The following is a 19,971-nucleotide window of genomic DNA, read 5'->3' as shown; positions in this document are numbered from 1 at the left end:
CGCGCAGCCGTGTGCCGCGCTCTTGTACTTATATTCTAGTATATCAGTTGCGTTTTTTCAATGGTCGCTTTGCCGGTTTTTAATGTTTCTTCTTGTATACTTTAGACAAAAAGAACAAAAATCCGTCGGACATCACCCGCCCGACGGATTTTTACACGATTCAAAATGCCGGTTTCAGCGTTTCAGCTTCTGCCGGATGGACGGAGCCAGCACATCCTTGAAATATTCAAAGGTGTCCAATTCCAGAATGGCAGAGCCTGTCAGATAAATGCCCAGACCAACCACCACCTGAATGATCACCGTCAGCAGATCCGGCAGGTGCAGGAAAATGATCAGATACATGCACAGGCCCGCGCCCGCTGCCAGCAGCAGGGTCGGCAGGATATCACGCATCTGTTCCAGATAGCCATAGCCGATCAGCTTTTTGTTGAGCTGTGCATCCAGGATCTGGGTCACAATATTCGTGATCAGCATACCATATGCAATGGCCTCGACGCTGACACGGAATGTTGCCAGCAGAAGAAGGATGCACACCCCTTCGTTCAAAAGCTGACATTTCAGGTAAAGATCGCTGCGGCCCACCGCCTTGGCTGCATTCAGGTTTGCCGTGATGATCGGCCAGCACACATACCCCAGACAGAACACCCTGAGGAACAGCACACAGGGCAGCCACTTCTCGGTGAGGATCAGGCGCACCAGCGGTTCGGCACAGAACGCAGTGCTCATCATCACCGGCGCAATAATATAGGTACAGGTCTTGATGGAGCGGCGGGTCATGTTCTTGACCTGCGCACGGTCATCCTGCAGTGAGGACATGACCGGGAACAAAACGCTCTCAATGGAAGTATCCACGCTTGACGCGATATTATAAGTCAGGTTATCGCCCTGATTGTAATACGCCAGATCCGCCGAGGTGTACATCTTGCCGATGATCAGGCTGCGCAGGTTGTTGTAGATGACGCTGCTCAGCGACGAGGCCAGCAGCTTCCAGCCATAAGAGAGCAGCCCTTTCAGGTGCTGCCACGAAAACTCCATCTTAGGCCGCCAGGAGGACAGCTTCCACAGCACCAGCGTGTCCACCGTGATATTGGATACCTGCTGCACCACCAGCGCCCAGACTCCAAAGCCCATATAGGCAAGGCCCAGGCCCAGGACCGTGGATACGATCGCGCCCGCAAAGGCGGAATAGAAAAAATACTGGAACTTCATGTTCCGGGTCACATGCGCCTGCTGGATCGTTTTGATGCCGCAGACCGCCACTGTCAGGCTGATGCCGCGAAAGATCGGGGTCATGCTGGGGTCATTGTAGAAAGCAGCCAGATACGGTGCCGCCACGAACATTCCCCCATACAGCACAAAGCTGATCACAATGCTGAAAAAGAACGCCGACGAGTAATCCAGCTCGTCCACTTCCTTCTTCTGCACCAGCGCGGTGCCAATGCCGCAGTCCAGCAGGACATACATGATATTGTTGAACACCGTCACCAGTGCCACCTTGCCGTAATCATCGGGTGTAAGGATGCGCGCCAGAAGGATGGACACCACCGCTGAGATCAGCTGCACACCGCACCGCTCTGCAAAGCGCCAGAAAAAACCGTTTACAATAACATTTTCTTTTTTCTCGTTCATTCCTGCGTCCACTCAAATTCCTTTCAAAAAACCGGTCGGTCTGCACCCTGCGCAGAAATGCATTTCCGCCGTATCCTTATCATCTTCTTCCCTGCTGCCAAAACAACTGAGCAGAGATAGTTAGTTTTATAATATCACACCCATCCATGCATTTCAACCAACATATTCTTAAGAGAAATGACGGCCCGAAAATTTCATTTAAAAAGAGAAAAAGCGCTTGACTATCTGCCAGGAACGTGGTAATATATTCAAGCAGTCCGCATCACGGTCTTTCACCTCAGAGATTTCAGGGCTGCGAAAACAATACGGTATGCGAGGGTGGCGGAACTGGCAGACGCGCACGTTTGAGGTGCGTGTGGTTTATCCTTGGGGGTTCGAGTCCCCTCCCTCGCACCAAAAACCAGTACACATTGTGTGCTGGTTTTTCTTTTTGTGCGAGGGAGGGGGCTCGAACAAGGCGGCGGCATTTATGCCGCAAGCAAAGCCACAGTGCAACAACGACGACCGCAGCCTGCGGCTGAAACAGGGAGGAGTTGTTGGGGCCGCGTTCTGATTTTTCAAAGCCCTGCCAAGGGGCTGCGGAAAAATCAGCTAACGCAACCCGTTGCTGTTGCTTAGCCTGCGGGTCCCAATCAATAGGAATGTCTATCAGGGGTGTACCCATTTTGTACCGGTTTCTTTTTGTGCGAGGGAGGGGACCTCGAACAACACTATTTATTATATAAAAGAAAGCGCGATGAATTCTGAGAACTCATCGCGCTTTTTCTCTTATGCGGGTAGTGGGGGTCGAACCCACACGCCTTGCGGCACAGGAACCTAAATCCTGCGCGTCTGCCAATTCCACCATACCCGCATATTCTTCTATTCTGCAGCTGCGGCCAAACCGCCTTAATATAGTATCAGTTCCGGCGGCAAAAGTCAATCACTGCACTGATATTTCCGCCCTTCACAGCGCATACTATCGCCGGACGATCGTATCATTTTCCATGGCGGAAAGGGGCTTTTTGCCGATGCGCAGATCAAAACTACGCCGCGCTGGCGGCATTGCGGTAACTTATCTTCTGGTGGCCGCGCTGGCGGTGCTGGGCTGGCTGTGGCACAGTCTGCCTGCTGAAATTTTGCTGGAACCCGGCCAGACCCTTACCCTGCCCCGTTTTGCCTATGTGCAGCCGCTGCGCACCGCTGGCTCCCGCAACGCGGCCAGCACGCAGGCTGCGGGCAGCTATCAGGCCACTTTGTCCATTGGCGGGTGGCTGCCCGTCAAGACTGTGCGCGCTCTGGTGGAAACACGTCCGGTGGTAACCGTGTGCGGTACACCTTTCGGCGTTAAGATGTTCTCCGAGGGTGCGCTCATTGTGGGCTTTTCCGACCTGAACACCCCGGACGGCACCGCGAACCCCGCCAAGAAGGCCGGGCTGCGGCTGGGCGACCGGGTGGTGCGCATGGACGACACCCTGACCGAGACGAACGATGCCGTGCACGATGCTCTGGAAACGGCCGCAGGCGCACCGGTGCAGGTGGTCTATATCCGCAATGGTGAGCAATTCCAGACCCGGCTGACCCCCGTGTGGGACAGCACCGCCGGGCAGTGGCGCGCCGGGATGTGGGTGCGGGATTCTTCCGCCGGGGTAGGCACCATGACATTTGTGGACAATGCTGCCGGGGTGTTTGCCGGGCTTGGCCACCCCATCAGCGACAGCGACACCGGTGAGAGCGTGGCCCTGCGCAGCGGCGAGATCGTCCCCTGCCAGATCGTGGGGTGTACCAGCGGCACCGTGGGCAGCCCCGGTGAGCTGAAGGGCCGCTTTCTGAGCACCCATGCGCTTGGCAGCATCTGCATCAACAGCAAGACTGGGGTCTATGGCAGAACACGGGCTGCATTTTCCGGCCCGGAGCTGGAGATGGCTTTTGCGCAGGAGGTGGTGCCGGGCGATGCCGAGATCTGGACGACCGTGGACGGCGAGGTGCCCAAGGCATACCGCATCCGCATTGAAAAGGTAAACGACGCAGACCCCCACCGCAACATGATCCTGCGCGTGACCGACCGGCAGCTGCTTGCCAAAACCGGCGGCATCGTGCAGGGCATGAGCGGCAGTCCCATCCTGCAGAACGGCAGACTGGTGGGTGCAGTGACCCATGTGCTGGTAAACGACCCCACGCGGGGCTACGGCATTTTTGCTCAGACCATGCTCAAGCAGGCCCGCGCTGTTGAAAAAACAGGCGATACAGCGCATACGCAGACCCAAAACGCAAAATAATTTGCGGGTTTCGATTTTCTTTGCCAAAATTTACCAATATAAACCGTTGAAAGTTCTGGAAAATTATGGTAAAATCCATGGTGTTAAGGGAACTGCACACATTGGAGGAAACAACCATGGACAAAGTTAGATTTTTGATGTCGGATACTGGTGCCCCGTTCACTGCCGCCTGCCGCGAAGCGCTGGAGCAGAAGGGCGTGGACGTGACCGTTGTGGAAAAGGACGGCAACAAGGTCCTGCAGAAAATGCTCACCGTGCGCCCGCAGGTGGTCCTGCTGGATGCTTTTATGCCCGGTCTGGATGCCCTTGCGGTAAAGCAGCGCTACAATGCCGCCGGTGAGCGGCACACCTCCTTCTTCGTGACCGGTGCCTTCCAGAGCGAAGAGATGGTACAGGAGCTGCTGGACGAAGGCTTTGCCTACTACTTTGTAAAGCCCTTTGATGAGACCGTGCTTGCCGCACGGGTGCTCAAGGCGGCACTTGGCCCGGAAAAGCACATCCTGCACACCAGTGTGGACAGCGATGAGCTGACCGTTACCGAGATCCTGCATCAGATCGGCGTTCCCGCCCACATCAAGGGCTACCAGTTCCTGCGGGATGCCATCCTGCTCACCATGAACGAGCCGGAGTACATCAACGCTGTGACCAAGCGTCTGTACCCGGAAATCGCCAAGAAAAACGGCACCACCGCCAGCCGGGTGGAACGCGCCATCCGCCACGCCATCGAGGTGGCATGGGACCGGGGAGACGTGGACACCCTCAACAGCTACTTCGGCTACACCATCCATAACCTGCGCGGAAAACCCACCAACAGCGAGTTCATCGCAATGATAGCTGATAAGATGCGGCTGGATAAACGGCAGCGGGTGGGCTGATTTTTTCATAGAATCCGCCGTCGTTCATATTCTGATAAGAGCAAACCAAACAGACAAAGGAGGTTTTGCTCTTGAAGCTTGCAGAATATCTCGCACGGCGCAGGCGGGCCAGAGTTGCGGCCGTGATGCTGTTCGCCCTCGTTATGGGGTTTGTATCTGCTGCGCCGCCGGTCGTCACCGGATGTCAGGCGCAGGATCTTACCCCGGCACCGGACACTTCGATGCTCTCCCCCGCCGTTTCGGCTCTGGCACAGGAGCAGCAGGAGCCTGCTGCCCAGCCGCTGCCGGAAAAGTGGGTCTGCCTGACCTTTGACGACGGCCCCAGCAAGACCACACCGGATGTGCTCAGCGCGCTGAACGCGGCCGGAGTGCACGCCACATTTTTTGTGGTGGCTACCGGTTACAACGAGAAGTATCTGCCCCTGCTCACCGAAGCGGTCAGCGCCGGGCACCAGATCGCGCTGCACTCTGCTTCCCACGAGTACAGCGATATCTACCGCAGCAGCGACGCTTATTGGGAGGACATTGCCCTTTTAAAGGAGCGCATTGCGCCCTATGTGGATGCCGAGAGCATCCGGTATCTACGGTTTCCGGGCGGCAGCACCAACACCGTCAGTCGGCGCTACGGCGGCAAAGGCCTGATGAAGCAGCTGAAAGCCGAAGTAGAGCAGAAAGGCTGGCATTGGGTGGACTGGAACGTGTGCGCCGAGGATGCCGTGGGCGGGCACCCAAGCGCGGGCACCATTTACCGCAATGTGGTGCACGAGACCGGGCAGCAGACGAACTGCATCGTATTGATGCACGATTCTTCCTCCACACACACCACTGCCGAAGCACTGCCGGACATTATCCGGTGGTATGCAGACAACGGCTACACCTTTCTGACGGTGGCCGAAGCGCTGCCGCTGGGGTGATGCTCCTTACAGCCACTTTTCCATGCAGCGCCCCAGCAGCACCCCGCCGGATGCCAGCGCCGCCAGCCAGAGCCAGCCTGCACCGCCGGTGACTACCCACCCTGCCGCCATGATGGCGGCAAAGGTGCACACCGGCGGCAGCACGATACGCGCGATGCGCAGCAGCTTTTCCCGCCGGGAGGGAAGCCCGGTGTCAAGCTGCTCGGGATGCACGGCATCGCAGCAGATTTCATCCCGGTACTTGCCCGGGTTTCGGTAAGCTTTATACGGAATGCCATCCAGCGAAAACTCCGGGTACATCCCCTCTTTTTCAAGGCTGAACTGCATCCCGTTGGCCTTTGCGTAGGTCTGCAGGGCCGCTGTGAACTCCTGCGGGGTGTTGATGCTGCCCTCCGGAATAAAGGAAAAATGCCTCTGGTGCTGCACCTGTGCCAGCGTGCGGTAATCCTGCAGCCAGCCAGAACAGAACGCACCCTGTACGGCAGGCTTTTCCATCCGGGTCAGGCAGGCATCCACATCCAGTGATGCCACAGACGGGTCCTGCCGGGCCAGTTCTGCACAAAAACGCGCCGCCCCTTCCAGCTGCTTTGCGCGCTGTTCCAGTGCGGTCTTTTGCTCCCGCAGGACACTCCCCAGCGATGCATCGCCTGCAAGCACGGATCGGATGACCGGAAGCGGCACATCCAGCATCCGCAGCATCCGGATGAACCGGAGAGTGCGGATGTCCTGTTCCATGTAATCACGGTAGTCGTTGCCAGGCAGCCGGGCAGGGTCCAAAAGCCCCTCTTTTTCATAGAAGCGGATATTGGGGGCGGACACCCCGCTTTGTTTCGAAGCCTGTTTGATGTTCATTTGCTTCACCTCCGCACTCACATTACACCTTAAAGACACTTGAAGGTCAAGTTTTTTTCAAAAAAAGCCCCGGAATGCGCGCGGCTGCGGGCGATCCGGGGCTAAATCTTTATTCCGCGTTCTGGCAGAACAGCGAGAAGGTGCGGTAAGCCATGTACAGGTCGGTCTTATGGATGACCTCGAAGGGCGAGTGCATGGACAGCACCGGCACGCCGATGTCCAGCACCGGGATGCCGCGGTTGGCCACGTACTTGGCAATGGTGCCGCCGCCGCCAAGATCCAGACGGCCCAGCTCACCGATCTGCCATGCCACGCCGTTGGCATCCAGCAGGCGGGTGATATCCCCTACCAGCTCAGCGGAAGCATCGCTGGCAGAGCTCTTGCCGCGGCTGCCGGTATACTTGAAGAATGCCACACCGCGGCCTGCGTAAGTACCGTTCTGCGGCTCGAAGGCACCTGCCCAGGAGGGGTCGTAGGCGGCGGTCACATCGGCGGAGAGACACACGCTGTTCTGGAAGGCAAGGATGTCGTCCTGACCGGCGGCGCGGCACAGCAGCTGCATAAAGTGGAATACATACATGCTCTGCATGCCGGTGACGCCGTCGGAGCCGATCTCTTCCTTATCGGTCAGCACGCAGACAGTGGTGTGCACAGGATCTTTCGTCTCGATCTCGGCCATAAGGGCGGGGTATGCGTCCACACGGTCATCGTGACCGTAGCTGCCCACCATGGAGCGGTCAAAGCCCACGTCCCGGGCCTTATGGGCGGGCACCACCTCGATCTCAGCGCGGGTGAAGTCCCGCTCGGTGATGCCGTACTTTTCGTGCAGCAGCATCAGGGTGTTCAGCTTGACGGCCTCCTTGATGTCGGCATCCTCCACAGCGTCGGAGCCGATGAGCACGTTCAGCTCTTCGGCCTTGATGCCCTCGCTGAGCTTGCGGTCGTTCTGCTCGGCACCCAGATGGGGCAGCAGGTCGGTGATGCAGAACACGGGGTCGTTCTCGTCCTCACCCACTGCAAAGGACACGCTGGAGCCATCGGCACGGGTGAACACGCCGTGGATGGCCAGCGGCATGGTGCCCCACTGGTACTTGCGGATGCCGCCGTAATAGTGGGTCTTGAAGTAGCTGAGGTGGTCTGCTTCGTACAGCGGGTTCGGGCGCAGGTCCAGACGAGGGCTGTCGATGTGGGCGATCACCAGACGGAAGCCCTCCTCAAAAGATTTCCGGCCGATGGTAGCGGCCACCACCGCCTTGTGCTCCTGCACAAAGTAGATCTTCTGGCCGGGGGCATAGGTCTTTTTCGGCTCAAACTTTTCGTAACCGGCCTCCAGCAGCAGCTTTTCGCTGGCGGCGGCAGCTTCGCGCTCGGTCTTGGCAGCGTTCAGGAAGGCTTTGTAGCCTTCGGCAAAGGCTGCAGCCTTTTCCTTCACGTCGGCGCTCTTGTCGGCGGCGTACTCCGGCTTGTAAAGCAGCTGTTCGGCAGCCTGCTTTGCGGTAAGTTTCTCGCTCATGTTCCTTATCTCCTCTCAGCTTTCTGCATAGATACGCTGATACCGCGCATAGCAGGAAGTGATCTTTTTTACGTAGTGGTTCATCTGGTTATAGGGAAAGCCCTGCAGCGTTTCGCCGTCTGCGGAGTGCTCTTCCATCTGTAAAAGAGCATCTACCGTGCCCCACCCGCTGTGATAAGCGGCAGCGACAGTGGCAACATCGCCGTTGTAGCGCTCCATGCACAGGTGCAGGTAATAGCATCCGAACCGGATGCTGGTCTCCGGGTCGTAGAGATTTGCAAAGAGCAGTCCTTCGTCCGGTGCAATCTTGCTGCGCAGCCAGATAAAGGTCTCTTCGGTCATCTGCATCAGGCCCCGGGCATCCACAGTGGAGGTGGCCTGCGGGTCAAAGCCGCTTTCGGTGCGGATGAAGGCATCCACCAGAAGCGGGTCAAGGCCGTAAGTCTCCGCCCACTGGTCCACCAGCACTTCGTACTTGCGGGGGTATAAAAGCCGTTCTGCCCTGCCCCACAAGTTGGGCACCAGCACAAACAGCAGGATCAGCGCCATGCCCAGCAGGAACAGCCTGCGGCTGCGCATTTTTTTGCGGCGGCGTGCCTTCTGGGCGCGGAGAGCGCGGCGGATGCGGGCCGTCTCCGGGTCGTACTGCGGTGCAGGATCTTGTTCGTTATATCGTTTGTTCAAAGCTCTTTTCCCGCACCTCCTTCTGCCAGAAGCTTTGTGCAGAGCTGCTCTGCCGCAGCCTGCAGATGTGCAAGGCTGGAATCGTTGCGCAGCACATAGTCTGCCTGCGCGGTGAGGGTGCTTTCCGGTGTCTGGGCGTTCAGGCGGCGGGCGGCCATCTCGGCCGAGATGCCGTCCCGGGCCACGATGCGGGCCACACTGGTCTCAAACGGTGCCGTGACCACGCACAGGCGGTCACACTCGGCCTGCGCCGCAGTCCCCACGATGACCGCGCCATCCAGCACGAACAGCGGTGCACCGGCATCCTGTGCTGCCTGCTTTGCCGCACGGATGCGGCGCACAATTTCCGGGTGGGTCAGGCTGTCCAGTGCCGCCTTGCCTTCCGGGGTGGCAAAGGCGCGGTCAGCCAGCAGGCGGCGGTCCAATGTGCCGTCTGCTTTTAAAATGTCTGCGCCGAACCGCTGAGCCAGCCGGGGCAGCAGCGGCGAGCCGGGCAGTAAAATCTCGCGGCTGATCTGGTCGGCATCGGCCAGCGGCACACCGTGGGCCGAAAACACCGCCGTGACCGTGGATTTGCCGCAGCCGCTGCGGCCCGTGATGCCAAGCGCGATCATAGCTTGATCACCCGGAAGGCCGCAGCGCGGATCAGGCGGTTGTACACCGCCATAGAAAGGCCGTCTTTTCTGGGGCAGCGGGCGTAGACCACGGCATCGCCCTGCTCATCCAGCGCGCGCAGGCAGCGGAAGATGTGCTTTGCCTGATCGGCACCGTCGCCCTCGCGTCCATACTCCACGCAGGGCACACCCAGCTTTTCCGCCTCGCCGGTAAAGCACAGGCAGCTGGGATTCTGCTCGGCGTGGGCATCCACATAGGCTTTGAACTGTTCAAAGGTGCCGTCCAGCAAGGTCACATCCGCCTTGGGTGCGTAGTGCTTGTACTTCATGCCGGGGCTGCGCACCACAGCACCCTCCGGCAGCTTTTCGAGGATGGCTTTGGACACTTCCACCTCTTCGCCGAGGGCACGCTCGAGGTCTTCCAGCGTGATGTGGCCCGGGCGGAACAGGGTGGGCTTTTCGCCCACCACCGACACCACAGTGCTTTCTACGCCCACGTCGCACTCGCCGCCGTCCAAAATCAGCGGCAGGCGGCCGTCCATATCGGTGAACACATCCTGCGCGTTGGTGGGGCTGGGCTTGCCGGAAAGATTGGCGCTGGGGGCAGCAAAGGCGCAGCCGCTCTTTTCAATGACGGCGCGGGCCACCGGGTGGCTGGGCATCCGGATGCCCACGGTGTCCAGACCGGCACAGCACTCCGCTGCCACCTCCGGGCCGCGGGGCATGATGATGGTGAGCGGGCCGGGGCAGAACGCAGCCATCAGCAGCTGGGCGCGCTCCGGCACCTCGCTGACAAGGCCGGGCAGCATTTCCGGTCCGGTGACGTGGACGATCAGGGGATTGTCCTGCGGGCGGCCCTTGGCCACAAAGATCTTCTTCACAGCCTCGCCGTTGCGGGCATCGGCTGCAATGCCGTAAACCGTCTCGGTGGGCAGGGCCACCAGCTCACCGTTCTGCAGCAGGGCAGCGGCTTTTTCAATGCTCTTTTCGTCCGATGCGGGCAAAATTTCAGTTTTCATTTCCATACGGATCATCGTTCTTTCTATCTGTAAAGTATTTATGCTTTTCAGCATTTATCGACAGTATATCGTTTTATTTTCAAAACCGCATTTCAGCCCTGCTCGTTGAGCTTTTGCAGCTTTTCGGCCTGTTCGCGGGTGGCCAGTGCGTCGATCAGCTCGTCCAGATTGCCGTCCATGATCTTGGAAAGATTGTGCACGGTCAGGCCGATGCGGTGGTCGGTGCAGCGGTCCTGCGGGAAGTTGTAGGTGCGGATCTTTTCGCTGCGGTCGCCGGTGCCCACCTGCCCCTGACGGCTGGCGTTGATGGCATCCTGCTGCTGTTTCTGCTTCTGGGCCAGCAGGCGGCTGCGCAGGATCTCCAGCGCCTTGTCCTTGTTCTGGAACTGGCTGCGCTCGTTCTGGCATTCTACCACCATGCCGGTGGGGAGATGTGTCACACGGATAGCGCTGGAGGTTTTGTTGATGTGCTGACCGCCCGCGCCGGAGGAGCGGAAGGTGTCGATGCGCAGGTCCTTCATGTCCAGCGCAAAGTCCACCTCTTCGGCCTGCGGCATCACAGCCACCGTGGCCGTGGAGGTGTGGATGCGGCCCTGCGTCTCGGTCTCCGGCACACGCTGCACACGGTGTACACCGCTCTCGTACTTGAGGCGGTTGTAGGCCCCGGCACCGTCCACCGAAAAGATGGCTTCCTTCACGCCGCCAAGCTCCGTCTCGTTGAGGTTGAGCATTTCCAGCTGCCAGCCCCTGCTTTGCACATACATGGTGTACATGCGCAGCAGGCTGTGGGCAAACAGGGCAGCTTCCTCCCCTCCTGCGCCGCCGCGGATCTCCACAATGACATTTTTGCCATCGTTCACATCCTTGGGCAGCAGCAAAATTTTGAGATTATTTTCCAGCTTTTCCACATCTTGACTTTTTTCGCTGATTTCCTGCTGTATCATCTGCTTGAAGTCCGGGTCAAGTGCGCCCGGTTCTTCCAGCAGAGCTTTGGCCTGTGCCAGATGATCCTGTGCGGTCTGCCACGCGCGGTAGGCCTGCACCACAGGTTCTGCATCGTGGTACTCCCGCATCAGCCTGCGGAAAAGCGCAGGGTCTGCGGCGGTATCCGGCTGGTTCAGGCGGATGGAAAGCTCTTCAAAGCGGTGGCAGACAGCATCCATCTGGGTAAACATGTTCGGCATAATTCCGGCAGTTCTCCTTACAAACTCAGATTCATGTTCGTGCAGCCGAACGGCTCCGGGGCCTTTCCGCCCCGGATGCGTGCTGCGCCGGGCGCTAGGCCTGCCCGGGTTTTACCACCTTTTTGATGTTCTTTTCAATTTTAGCACGCGGCAGCATCACCTCGCGCCCACAGCCGGTACACCGGATCTTAAAATCCATGCCGACGCGCAGCACCTCGAAGCTGGACGCTCCGCAGGGGTGCTTTTTGCGGGTGAGGATGGTATCGCCTACAGCAATGTCCATAGCTCTGCTTCTCCCTTCTGCCTGCCCAAAACAGCAGGCGGTGTGTGCGCAAAGCCCGGCGTGCCGGTTTGCTGCGCATACAGATATAGTATAATGCAAAGCCGCACAAAATGCAAATATCCGCCCATGCGGATGCATAAGTTTTAACAGAAAGGCCGCTGCCGTTCCAAGCACGGCCTAAAAAGCAGAGAAAGAGGAATGAAAGATGATGCAAGCTTACCGTACCGAAGGCAACTACCGTTCTGCTGCGCGCCTGTCCCCCGCTGAACTGCGCGCCGCCATGGCAAACCGCGAGATCCTGCAGGCCACTGCTCTGGCCTTTGATACCCAGCGCCAGCTGCGGTTCGAGATCGGCGGGGTAAGGGCCGTGATGCCCTTTGCCCAGTGCGCCGATGGTGCCGCAAACGGCACCGTGCGGGACATTGCGGTGCTGACGAGGGTGGGCCGCCCCACCTGCTTTGTGATCGAAGCGCTGGACACCGACGAGAACGGTCAGCCCTTCTACCGGCTCTCCCGCGCGCTGGCGCAGCAGATGTGCAAGGCCGACTATCTGGACACCCTGCAGCCCGGCGATATCCTGCCCTGCACCGTGACCCATATCGAGCCGTTTGGCGCGTTCTGTGATGTGGGCTGCGGCATCAGTGCCCTGCTGCCCATCGACTGCATGTCGGTGAGCCGCATCTCCTCCCCCGCCGACCGGGTGAGCGTGGGCCAGCAGATCTTGTGCGCCGTCAAGAACCGGGATGTACAGGGCCGCTTTGTGCTGACCATCCGGGAACTGCTGGGCACATGGGAGGAAAATGCGGCCGGGTTCACCGTGGGTGAGACCGTGGTGGGCATCGTGCGCAGCGTGGAGGAATACGGCACCTTTATCGAGATCGCGCCCAACCTCGCGGGCCTTGCCGAGAGCTGCACCGACCTTGTGCCCGGGCAGGCGGTGAGCGTCTACATCAAGAACATCCTGCCGGAAAAAATGAAGATCAAGCTGGTGATCGTAAACCATGCCCTGAGCCAGCGCCACCGGTTCGAGCTGAAGTATTTCATCACCGAGGGCCATCTGGACCACTGGGTGTACTCCACGCCGGAAAGCCCCAAGCGCATTGAGACAGATTTTGCCGCTGCGGCTTGCAATCCGGCGTGAAAGCCTTTATACTATAAAAGAAAAGGAATGCAAGGGGGATGTATGGAACGATGGCCGCCAATGATGCTTTTACTGCCGGTGTACGTCCCGGCGGGTTGACCAGCAGCACCGAGATCCGGCTGCTGCTGTGCTATCTGGTCAAAAATGCCGGACCCATTACCCGGCAGGAGATCGAAAACGCCCTGATGGAAGAAGCGCTGGTGAACTATTTCGAGATCGGCTCGTGTCTGGACGATATCACCAAGCAGCAGCTCGTCACCCTGACAAAGGGCAGCTATACCATTACCGAGAAGGGCCGCAAAGTGGCGCAGGAGCTTGCCTACGACCTGCCCCGCAGTGTGCGGGAGCGCGCTGTGGCCGCTGTGCTGCGCTGCCAGACATGGGCCCGCAAGGAAGCCAAGTACAGTGCCAGCATTACCGAAAAAGAGGACGGCCACTGCACCATCCGCTGCACGGTGAAAGGGCTGGACAGTGAGCTGTTCTGTCTGGATCTCGGCACACCGGACCGGCTGACCGCCGAGCTGGTAAAAAAGCAGTTCATCCTCAAGGGCAACGAGATCTACCAAATGCTCATCAATAAGCTGACCGAAGAAGAAAAGTGAACAAATAAAGAGGGAGGCACCCGCGCGGCGCTTCCCTCTTCTGTTTTGTGGCGGTCAGATCAGAATGCAGATGAGCCCGGTGCAGCCCTCATTGATGACCCGTTCCAGCGTTTCCTGCAGGCGGGTGCGGGCCTCCTGCGGCATGTGCAGCAGCTTGTTCTGCAGCCCTTCGTTCACCAGCTCGTGCAGACTCTTGCCAAAGATGTTGGATTCCCACAGCTTTTCCGGGTCGTCCTCAAAGCCGGCCAGCAGGCTGCGGGCAAGGTCCTCGCTCTGCTTTTCGGTGCCCACGATGGGGCTGATCTCGGTGTGGATGGTGGCCTTCATCATCTGGATGGAGGGCGCGCAGGCTTCCAGCCGCACGCCGTAGTTCGTGCCCTGCCGCACGATCTGGGGCTGTTCCAGTTTCAGCTCGCTGACCGTGGGCATCACGATGCCATAGCCGGTGGCTTCCACCTGCTCAAGGGCGCTGCGCACCTTCTCGTACTCCCGTTTGGCCTTTGCCAGCTCCATAATGCAGGGCATCAGGCCCGCTTCGTCGCCAATGGCAAGGCCGGTCTGCTCGCTCAGCACCTGATAGAAAATTTCCGGCTTCAGCTCCACCGTGATGCGCACACTGCCGTTTGCAAGGTCGATGCCGCTGATGGCCGAGCGCTGCACTGCGTCACATTCCAGCGCAGGTGCGTCTGTTCCGGAGGGCACATCCTTCATGCGGGAGACCTTTGCCGCCAGCTGCATGGCCGCATCGTACACCTGCGTTTGCAGCCAGTGGCCGTTTTCCAGCATCGTGACCCAGCGCGGCAGGGCAAAATCCAGCTCCTGCACCGGGAACTCGTACAGCACCTGCCGCAGGATGCTGCCCAGTGCCTCCGCGTCCAGATCCACGCAGCTCACCGGCAGCACGGTGTGGTCGTAGTCCCGTGCCATGCCCTCGGCCAGCTGCTTCGTCTCCGGGGCATCCGGGTGGGTGCTGTTGAGCAGGATGATGTAGGGCTTGCCCAGCGCATCCAGTTCTTCCACGATGCGCTTCTCGGTTCTGGCATAGCCCTCCCGCGGGATGTCACTCACAGAGCCGTCGGTGGTGACCACAATGCCGATGGTGGAGTGTTCGCAGATCACCTTGCGGGTGCCGGTCTCGGCGGCAAGGTCGAAGGGCACCTCATGGTCGAACCACGGGCTTTTGACCATGCGGGGCTTGTCGTTCTCCTCGTGGCCCATAGCCCCCTCCACCATGTAACCCACGCAGTCGATGAGCCGCACCCGGCACTCGCCGCCGCCCTCCAACTGCAGGGGCACGGCTGTTTCCGGGATGAATTTTGGTTCCGTGGTCATGATGGTGCGGCCTGCTGCCGACTGGGGCAGCTCGTCCCGGGCACGCTCCCGCGCAGCCGCCGGGCCGATGGCGGGCAGCACCAGCTGTTCCATGAAACGCTTGATAAAGGTGGATTTGCCGCTGCGCACCGGGCCAACCACCCCAATGTAGATATCTCCGCCGGTGCGTGCGCCGATCTCGCGGCAGATGCTCTTCTGTTCCTGATTTGCCAAATTGCTCTCCCCTTCCCGTTTGCGCTGTGCACCGGACAGGATTCCGGTCCGCTTGTTGTAATCGTATGTTGGGAAAAGGCCGGATATGACAAAAGGCTCCCATGCCAGCAGCACAGGAGCCTTTACAAACATTTTTACAATTACGGGGTCAGACGGTTGGGGCCGCGGAACAGGAACTCGGCGTCCTTGATGGTCAGGCCGCACAGCAGCATGGTCAGGCGATCGATGCCCAGACCGAAACCGCCGTGGGGCGGGCAGCCGTACTGGAAGAACTCCAGATAGAACTTGACATCATCGGCCAGACCCTTTTCTTCGGCCTGCTTCTTCAGCACCTCGTAGCGGTGCTCGCGCTGGGCACCGGTGGTGATCTCAACACCACGCCAGATCAGGTCGTAGCCCTGGGGCACGCCGTTCTCGTCCCGCATGTGGTAGAACGCACGCTTCTCGGCAGAGTAATCGGTGATAAAGAGGAACTCGTGGCCGTAATGCTTCTTCACCCACTCATAGCTCAGGCGCTCGGCCTCAGTGGTCAGGTCGCCCTTCTCGCTCTCATCGATGGTGTAGCCGAACTCTTCTTCCAGACCCTTGTACAGGTCTGCCAGCTTGACCACCGGGAACGGGGTGGTGGGAACGATCACTTCCTGCCCGAACATCTCCTTGATCTGGTCGCCGTAGTTGTCCTTGACGGCCTGCAGACCGGCAGTCAGCAGCTCTTCTTCCATCTTCATCACGTCTTTATAGGAAGTGATGTAGCTGAACTCCAGATCGAAGCCGGAGAACTCGGTGGAGTGCTTGTTGGTGTAGCTCTTCTCGGCGCGGAACACAGGGCCGGTCTCGAAGATGCGCTCAAAGCCTGCAGCCATGGCCATCTGCTTGTAGAACTGAGGGCTCTGTGCCAGATAGGCGTTGCGGTCAAAGTAGTCCACCTTGAACACCTCAGAGCCGCTCTCGCTGGCAGCAGCGATCAGCTTCGGGGTGTGGATCTCGATGAAGTTACGGTCCAGCAGGAACTTGCGCATGGCGTTCACAAAGCAGCTCTGTGCCTTGAACATGAGCTGGTTCTCGTCGGTGCGCAGGTCGATCCAGCGGTAATCAATGCGCTGGTCGATGCTGGAGCGCTCCACAGCCTTCTTTTTCTTGGTGGCTGCGATCTCCTTGCGGACGATGGGCAGAGCGTTGGCGATGCTCTCGATCTCGATGCTCTCGGGGATCATCTCCACGCCGCCCATCTTGACGTAGTCGTTCTCCACCACCTTGCCGGTGACGGTGATGACGGAATCCGGGGTGAGCTGATCGATGGTATCCACCAGATCGGGGTGATCTTCCTTTTCCACCGTGATCTGCAGCTTGCCGGTAATATCCTTCAGCACGATAAAGGCCATATACTTGCTGTTGCGCAGGTTCTCGATAAAGCCCTGCACCTTGACCGTGCCGCCGATGGCCTTTTGAGCCTCGTTGATATAGGTGCGTTCCATAATACAGGAATCCTCCTTTGACGTCTTGTGTACTGTTTTATTATACGCTTTTCCGGGGATAAATCAAGAGATATGGCGATTTAGAATGGCCTCCGCTGCGCTCTGGCCATCTTCTGCGGAAGAATTATTTTTATTTTGTGTTTGTCGCGGCCTGCGGGCCGCTCCAAGCACCTTTTCACAAATCAGGACAAATCAGCAAAAAATGCAGTTTCTGGTCACAGCCCCTCCGTGAAAAAACAGTTCTGGAAAATCCGCAGATTTTCCAGAACTGCAAACATAAAATCTTTTTCCGCTGAAAATATTCGGGTTGCGGCACGCGGCGGCTATGTTTAATGGTTCTCTTTGCCTGTTTCTTCGTGCAGAGTGCCGGTGCCGCCCTCCACCACGCCGTCGTGCTTAAGCACCGCGGCAATGGTGCCGAAGAAGCATTTCACATCCAGCCCAAAGCTCAGATGCTCCACATACCAGCCGTCCAGCTTGGCCTTCTCGGCAATTTCCAGCTCATCGCGGCCATGGATCTGTGCCCAGCCGGTCAGGCCCGGGCGCACATCGTTTGCATGGTACTTGTCGCGCTCTGCCAGCAGATCATACTGGTTCCACAAAGCAGGCCGCGGGCCGATGACCGCCATATCGCCCACAAAGATGTTCCACAGCTGGGGCAGCTCGTCCAGACTGGTCTTGCGCAGGAAATGACCCATGCGGGTAATATACTGGTCCGGGTCGTGCAGCAGATGGGTGGGCATATCGTGGGGCGTGTCGATGCGCATGGTGCGGAACTTTAAAATGTAAAAGTGCTTTTTGCCAATGCCCACACGCTTCTGTTTGAAGAACACCGGGCCGGGCGAGTCCAGCTTGATGGCGACGGCCAGAATGAGAAAAAGCCAGGACAGGCAGATCATGCCGCACAGCGACAGCACCACCGCCAGCAGGCGCTTGATTCCATTGCGATACATGGGTTTCCTCCATTTTCCGATTCAAAGTAGCAGTTCCAGTATAACAGTATGGGCCGGAATTTGCAATTGCATCCGCCGTCTGCCGCCGATATTTTTATGCTTTGGCTGCGTTTTGCCGGTTTTGTGGCAAAAAAGTGCCGGTTTTGTCTCTTGTTTTGCAGCGCGGCCCGGGGTAAGATAAAGAAAATGAGAAGTCCACTCCCCCAGTCTCGCTTTCGCTCGACAGCCCCCTCGGAGATGGGGCCTTTGGCAAAACCTCTCACTTTGAGAGAGGTGGCACGCCGAAAGGCGTGACGGAGAGGGCAAGGATGCTACAAGGAGGTTTCCTATGATCCAGCGTTTCCGTTTTGGCCTGCCCCTGCCCACCGACAGTGTGGTGCAGGACATTCCCGTTTCCGCCGGGCCGGTGCCCTTTCTCACAGCCGAAGAAGACGGCTGGGCCTACCGGATGGCTCCGGATGCCATCGTGTACGGCCTGGGCGAAATGCCCCGCGGCATCAACAAGCGCGGCTGGCACTACGTGACCAACAACACCGATGAAGCCCGCCACAGCGAGGATAAGCTTTCCTACTATGGTGCGCACAATTTTCTGCTCATTGACGGCGGTGTGGGCCGTGAATGCTTTGGTGTGTTCATCGATTTCCCGGGCAAAGTGCGTTACGATATCGGCTACACCGAATACGATGCCCTGCGCTTTGCCACCGAAGAGCCGGATCATGAGCTTTACATCATCACCGGCAACGACCTGAACGATATCAGCCGCCAGTTCCGGCAGCTCATCGGCCGCAGCTATATCCCGCCCAAGTGGGCCTTTGGTCTTGCACAGAGCCGCTTTGGCTACAAGACCGCTGAGGACGTGCGGGAGGTGGCCCGCCAGTACAAAGAGAACGATCTGCCGCTGGATATGATCTGTATGGACATCGATTACATGCAGGACTACGCGGATTTTACCGTAAACAAGCAGCGCTTCCCGGACCTTGCCGCCCTGAGCGCCGAACTGAAGGCACAGGGCATCCGGCTGGTGCCCATCATCGATGCGGGTGTGCGCATCGACCCGGAAAACCCCGTCTGTGCCGAGGGCCTTGCAAACGGTTCCTTCTGCACCAAAGCCGACGGCACTCCCTTTGTGGCGGCGGTGTGGCCCGGCAAGGCTTACTTTGCGGACTTCCTGCGCCCGGAGGTGCGGGAGTGGTTCGGCCGGCAGTACAAGGCACTGACCGACTGCGGCATCGAGGGCTTCTGGAACGATATGAACGAGCCTGCGCTGTTTTACTCACCCGAGCGGCTCAAGGCTTTCTTTGAGAGCATGGACGAACTGAGCCGGAAGGACAACATCGTGCAGGATGAGTTCTTTGGCAAGGTGGTGGGCGGCGCGCTGGGCCTGATGAACGCCCCGGAGGACTACGCCAGCTTCTACCACGATGTGGACGGCCAGCGGGTGCGCCATGACAGGGTGCACAACCTCTACGGCGGCAATATGACCCGTGCGGCAGGCGAAGCCTTTGCCCGCCTGCGGCCCGGCAGACGCACGCTGCTCTACAGCCGTTCCAGCTTCATCGGCAGCCACCGCTACGGCGGCATCTGGCTGGGTGACAACGCTTCCACATGGGCACAGCTTCTGGCCAATATCCAGATGATGCCCAACGTGCAGCTGTGCGGCTTTCTTTATACCGGTGCTGACCTGTGCGGTTTTTCCTACGATACTACGCCCGATCTGGCTCTGCGCTGGCTGGAGTTCGGCCTGTTCACGCCGCTGATGCGCAACCACGCCACCGACGGCTCCCGGATGCAGGAATACTACCGCTTTGCGGATATGCTGCCTGCCCTGCGGAAGATGCTCCGGCTGCGGTATGCCCTGCTGCCCTACCTTTATAGTACCTTCATGAAGGCGGCATTGGAAAATACCAGCTACTTCCGGCCCTTGGGCTTTGATTTTCCCGCTGACCCGGATGCCCGCGAGGTGCAGGACCAGCTGCTGCTGGGCGAGGGTGTGATGGTAGCGCCTGTCTACACCCAGAACGCCAGCGGACGGCATGTCTACCTGCCGGAAGCAATGAAGCTCTACCGCATCCGCAGTGTGGACGACTACGACACCGAGCTTCTGCCCGCCGGGCACCACTACGTCCGCTGCGCATTGGACGAAGTGCTACTGTTCATCCGCCCGGGCCATGCGGTGCCGGTGGCAAGACCCGCCAGCTGCACCGCCCAGCTGGACGATACCAGCCTGACCCTGTGGGCCTGCCCGGACGAAAATGGCAGCGCCCGCTGCCGGATGTACACCGATGACGGCGAGACGAGCGATTTTGCCGCACCGGAGCACTGGAAGACGGTGGAAGCGTAAGCTTATTTTATCAGAAGACCGCTGCCCGACAGGACGGCGGTTTTTTGTAGGATCTCACTTTTTATTAGCTGCAAATTTTACGTTGAATT

At 58.8% G+C, this 19,971-nt stretch carries 17 protein-coding genes and 2 tRNA genes; 7 read left to right on the top strand and 12 right to left on the bottom strand.

All coding sequences use genetic code 11. The features are described from left to right. Window positions 1-174: 174 nt before the first annotated feature. Window positions 175-1,629: a lipopolysaccharide biosynthesis protein gene (locus tag GKG36_RS02065; protein WP_005937180.1), complete on the bottom strand. Its 1,455-nt coding sequence runs from the start codon at window positions 1,627-1,629 to the stop codon at window positions 175-177. Window positions 1,630-1,941: 312 nt separating this feature from the next. On the opposite strand from GKG36_RS02065, the gene GKG36_RS02060 reads away from it, so the two are divergent. After that, a tRNA-Leu gene (locus GKG36_RS02060) sits at window positions 1,942-2,025 on the top strand. 375 nt (window positions 2,026-2,400) lie between these two features. Here GKG36_RS02060 and GKG36_RS02055 read toward each other — a convergent pair. Next, window positions 2,401-2,482: transfer RNA gene (locus GKG36_RS02055), tRNA-Leu, on the bottom strand. Window positions 2,483-2,639: 157 nt separating this feature from the next. Between GKG36_RS02055 and spoIVB the strand changes: the two genes are divergently transcribed. The 3 genes from spoIVB to GKG36_RS02040 all read left to right on the top strand — a co-directional run bounded on the left by spoIVB (window position 2,640) and on the right by GKG36_RS02040 (window position 5,676). Further along, entirely contained in the window at window positions 2,640-3,887 is a 1,248-nt protein-coding gene (gene spoIVB, locus GKG36_RS02050) for a SpoIVB peptidase (RefSeq protein ID WP_154258828.1), read from the top strand. A 116-nt stretch (window positions 3,888-4,003) separates the two neighbouring features. Continuing rightward, entirely contained in the window at window positions 4,004-4,762 is a 759-nt protein-coding gene (gene spo0A, locus GKG36_RS02045; RefSeq protein ID WP_044953592.1) for a sporulation transcription factor Spo0A, read from the top strand. 71 nt (window positions 4,763-4,833) lie between these two features. Next, entirely contained in the window at window positions 4,834-5,676 is an 843-nt protein-coding gene (locus GKG36_RS02040) for a polysaccharide deacetylase family protein (protein ID WP_243138995.1), read from the top strand. A gap of 6 nt (window positions 5,677-5,682) precedes the next feature. On the opposite strand, the gene GKG36_RS02035 is transcribed toward GKG36_RS02040, so the two are convergent. The 7 genes from GKG36_RS02035 to GKG36_RS02005 all read right to left on the bottom strand — a co-directional run bounded on the left by GKG36_RS02035 (window position 5,683) and on the right by GKG36_RS02005 (window position 11,825). After that, window positions 5,683-6,528 carry a MerR family transcriptional regulator gene (locus tag GKG36_RS02035; protein WP_154258826.1) on the bottom strand — a complete coding sequence of 282 codons (846 nt, stop codon included), beginning with the start codon at window positions 6,526-6,528 and terminating at the stop codon, window positions 5,683-5,685. A 109-nt stretch (window positions 6,529-6,637) separates the two neighbouring features. Beyond that, window positions 6,638-8,041, bottom strand: coding sequence for an aminopeptidase (locus GKG36_RS02030; protein ID WP_154258824.1), 1,404 nt, complete (start codon window positions 8,039-8,041; stop codon window positions 6,638-6,640). A 15-nt stretch (window positions 8,042-8,056) separates the two neighbouring features. Beyond that, entirely contained in the window at window positions 8,057-8,725 is a 669-nt protein-coding gene (locus GKG36_RS02025) for a lytic transglycosylase domain-containing protein (RefSeq protein WP_154258822.1), read from the bottom strand. Further along, window positions 8,722-9,339 (bottom strand): dephospho-CoA kinase, encoded by a 618-nt coding sequence (coaE, locus tag GKG36_RS02020; RefSeq protein ID WP_097777900.1) that lies wholly within the window; start codon window positions 9,337-9,339, stop codon window positions 8,722-8,724. Before coaE ends, GKG36_RS02025 begins: the two co-directional genes overlap by 4 nt. After that, window positions 9,336-10,364: an L-threonylcarbamoyladenylate synthase gene (locus tag GKG36_RS02015; protein WP_154258820.1), complete on the bottom strand. Its 1,029-nt coding sequence runs from the start codon at window positions 10,362-10,364 to the stop codon at window positions 9,336-9,338. Before GKG36_RS02015 ends, coaE begins: the two co-directional genes overlap by 4 nt. An 86-nt stretch (window positions 10,365-10,450) precedes the next feature. Next, a complete protein-coding gene (gene prfA, locus GKG36_RS02010) occupies window positions 10,451-11,542 on the bottom strand; it encodes a peptide chain release factor 1 (protein ID WP_097774901.1) in 1,092 nt (363 codons plus the stop codon). Window positions 11,543-11,636: 94 nt separating this feature from the next. Beyond that, window positions 11,637-11,825, bottom strand: coding sequence for a DUF951 domain-containing protein (locus GKG36_RS02005; RefSeq protein WP_005941184.1), 189 nt, complete (start codon window positions 11,823-11,825; stop codon window positions 11,637-11,639). A gap of 205 nt (window positions 11,826-12,030) precedes the next feature. On the opposite strand from GKG36_RS02005, the gene GKG36_RS02000 reads away from it, so the two are divergent. Beyond that, a complete protein-coding gene (locus GKG36_RS02000) occupies window positions 12,031-12,966 on the top strand; it encodes a S1 RNA-binding domain-containing protein (RefSeq protein WP_005941187.1) in 936 nt (311 codons plus the stop codon). Between the two features lie 50 nt (window positions 12,967-13,016). Further along, the gene (locus tag GKG36_RS01995; RefSeq protein WP_154255469.1) at window positions 13,017-13,568 is read left to right on the top strand and encodes a DUF4364 family protein; all 552 of its coding nucleotides are present in this window, start codon (window positions 13,017-13,019) and stop codon (window positions 13,566-13,568) included. A gap of 54 nt (window positions 13,569-13,622) precedes the next feature. Here the strand turns inward: GKG36_RS01995 and spoIVA are convergent, their stop codons facing one another. The 3 genes from spoIVA to GKG36_RS01980 form a co-directional block, all read right to left on the bottom strand. After that, window positions 13,623-15,113 carry a stage IV sporulation protein A gene (spoIVA, locus tag GKG36_RS01990; protein WP_097778374.1) on the bottom strand — a complete coding sequence of 497 codons (1,491 nt, stop codon included), beginning with the start codon at window positions 15,111-15,113 and terminating at the stop codon, window positions 13,623-13,625. 140 nt (window positions 15,114-15,253) lie between these two features. Then, entirely contained in the window at window positions 15,254-16,588 is a 1,335-nt protein-coding gene (gene aspS / locus GKG36_RS01985) for an aspartate--tRNA(Asn) ligase (protein ID WP_154258818.1), read from the bottom strand. Window positions 16,589-16,917: 329 nt separating this feature from the next. Continuing rightward, window positions 16,918-17,541, bottom strand: a complete 624-nt coding sequence (locus GKG36_RS01980; protein WP_005941208.1) for a sugar transferase — start codon at window positions 17,539-17,541, stop codon at window positions 16,918-16,920. Between the two features lie 328 nt (window positions 17,542-17,869). On the opposite strand from GKG36_RS01980, the gene GKG36_RS01975 reads away from it, so the two are divergent. Further along, window positions 17,870-19,882 (top strand): TIM-barrel domain-containing protein, encoded by a 2,013-nt coding sequence (locus GKG36_RS01975; RefSeq protein WP_154258816.1) that lies wholly within the window; start codon window positions 17,870-17,872, stop codon window positions 19,880-19,882. Window positions 19,883-19,971: the final 89 nt, after the last annotated feature.

This window comes from Faecalibacterium sp. BIOML-A1 (assembly GCF_009679715.1).
GTDB lineage: Bacteria > Bacillota > Clostridia > Oscillospirales > Ruminococcaceae > Faecalibacterium > Faecalibacterium taiwanense.
Note: the sequence above shows the minus strand (reverse complement) of the source record. Positions and strands in the feature narration are given on the sequence as shown.

What these genes read in the sequence shown, in the direction of transcription:
- prfA (WP_097774901.1), bottom strand. Translation starts at nt 11,542, where the DNA reads ATGCCGAACATGTTTACCCAGATGGATGCTGTCTGCCACCGCTTTGAA.
- GKG36_RS02065 (WP_005937180.1), bottom strand. Translation starts at nt 1,629, where the DNA reads ATGAACGAGAAAAAAGAAAATGTTATTGTAAACGGTTTTTTCTGGCGC.
- GKG36_RS02035 (WP_154258826.1), bottom strand. Translation starts at nt 6,528, where the DNA reads ATGAACATCAAACAGGCTTCGAAACAAAGCGGGGTGTCCGCCCCCAAT.
- coaE (WP_097777900.1), bottom strand. Translation starts at nt 9,339, where the DNA reads ATGATCGCGCTTGGCATCACGGGCCGCAGCGGCTGCGGCAAATCCACG.
- spoIVB (WP_154258828.1), top strand. Translation starts at nt 2,640, where the DNA reads ATGCGCAGATCAAAACTACGCCGCGCTGGCGGCATTGCGGTAACTTAT.
- GKG36_RS02015 (WP_154258820.1), bottom strand. Translation starts at nt 10,364, where the DNA reads ATGGAAATGAAAACTGAAATTTTGCCCGCATCGGACGAAAAGAGCATT.
- GKG36_RS02000 (WP_005941187.1), top strand. Translation starts at nt 12,031, where the DNA reads ATGATGCAAGCTTACCGTACCGAAGGCAACTACCGTTCTGCTGCGCGC.
- aspS (WP_154258818.1), bottom strand. Translation starts at nt 16,588, where the DNA reads ATGGAACGCACCTATATCAACGAGGCTCAAAAGGCCATCGGCGGCACG.
- GKG36_RS01975 (WP_154258816.1), top strand. Translation starts at nt 17,870, where the DNA reads ATGATCCAGCGTTTCCGTTTTGGCCTGCCCCTGCCCACCGACAGTGTG.
- GKG36_RS02005 (WP_005941184.1), bottom strand. Translation starts at nt 11,825, where the DNA reads ATGGACATTGCTGTAGGCGATACCATCCTCACCCGCAAAAAGCACCCC.
- GKG36_RS02030 (WP_154258824.1), bottom strand. Translation starts at nt 8,041, where the DNA reads ATGAGCGAGAAACTTACCGCAAAGCAGGCTGCCGAACAGCTGCTTTAC.
- spo0A (WP_044953592.1), top strand. Translation starts at nt 4,004, where the DNA reads ATGGACAAAGTTAGATTTTTGATGTCGGATACTGGTGCCCCGTTCACT.
- GKG36_RS01980 (WP_005941208.1), bottom strand. Translation starts at nt 17,541, where the DNA reads ATGTATCGCAATGGAATCAAGCGCCTGCTGGCGGTGGTGCTGTCGCTG.
- GKG36_RS01995 (WP_154255469.1), top strand. Translation starts at nt 13,017, where the DNA reads ATGGCCGCCAATGATGCTTTTACTGCCGGTGTACGTCCCGGCGGGTTG.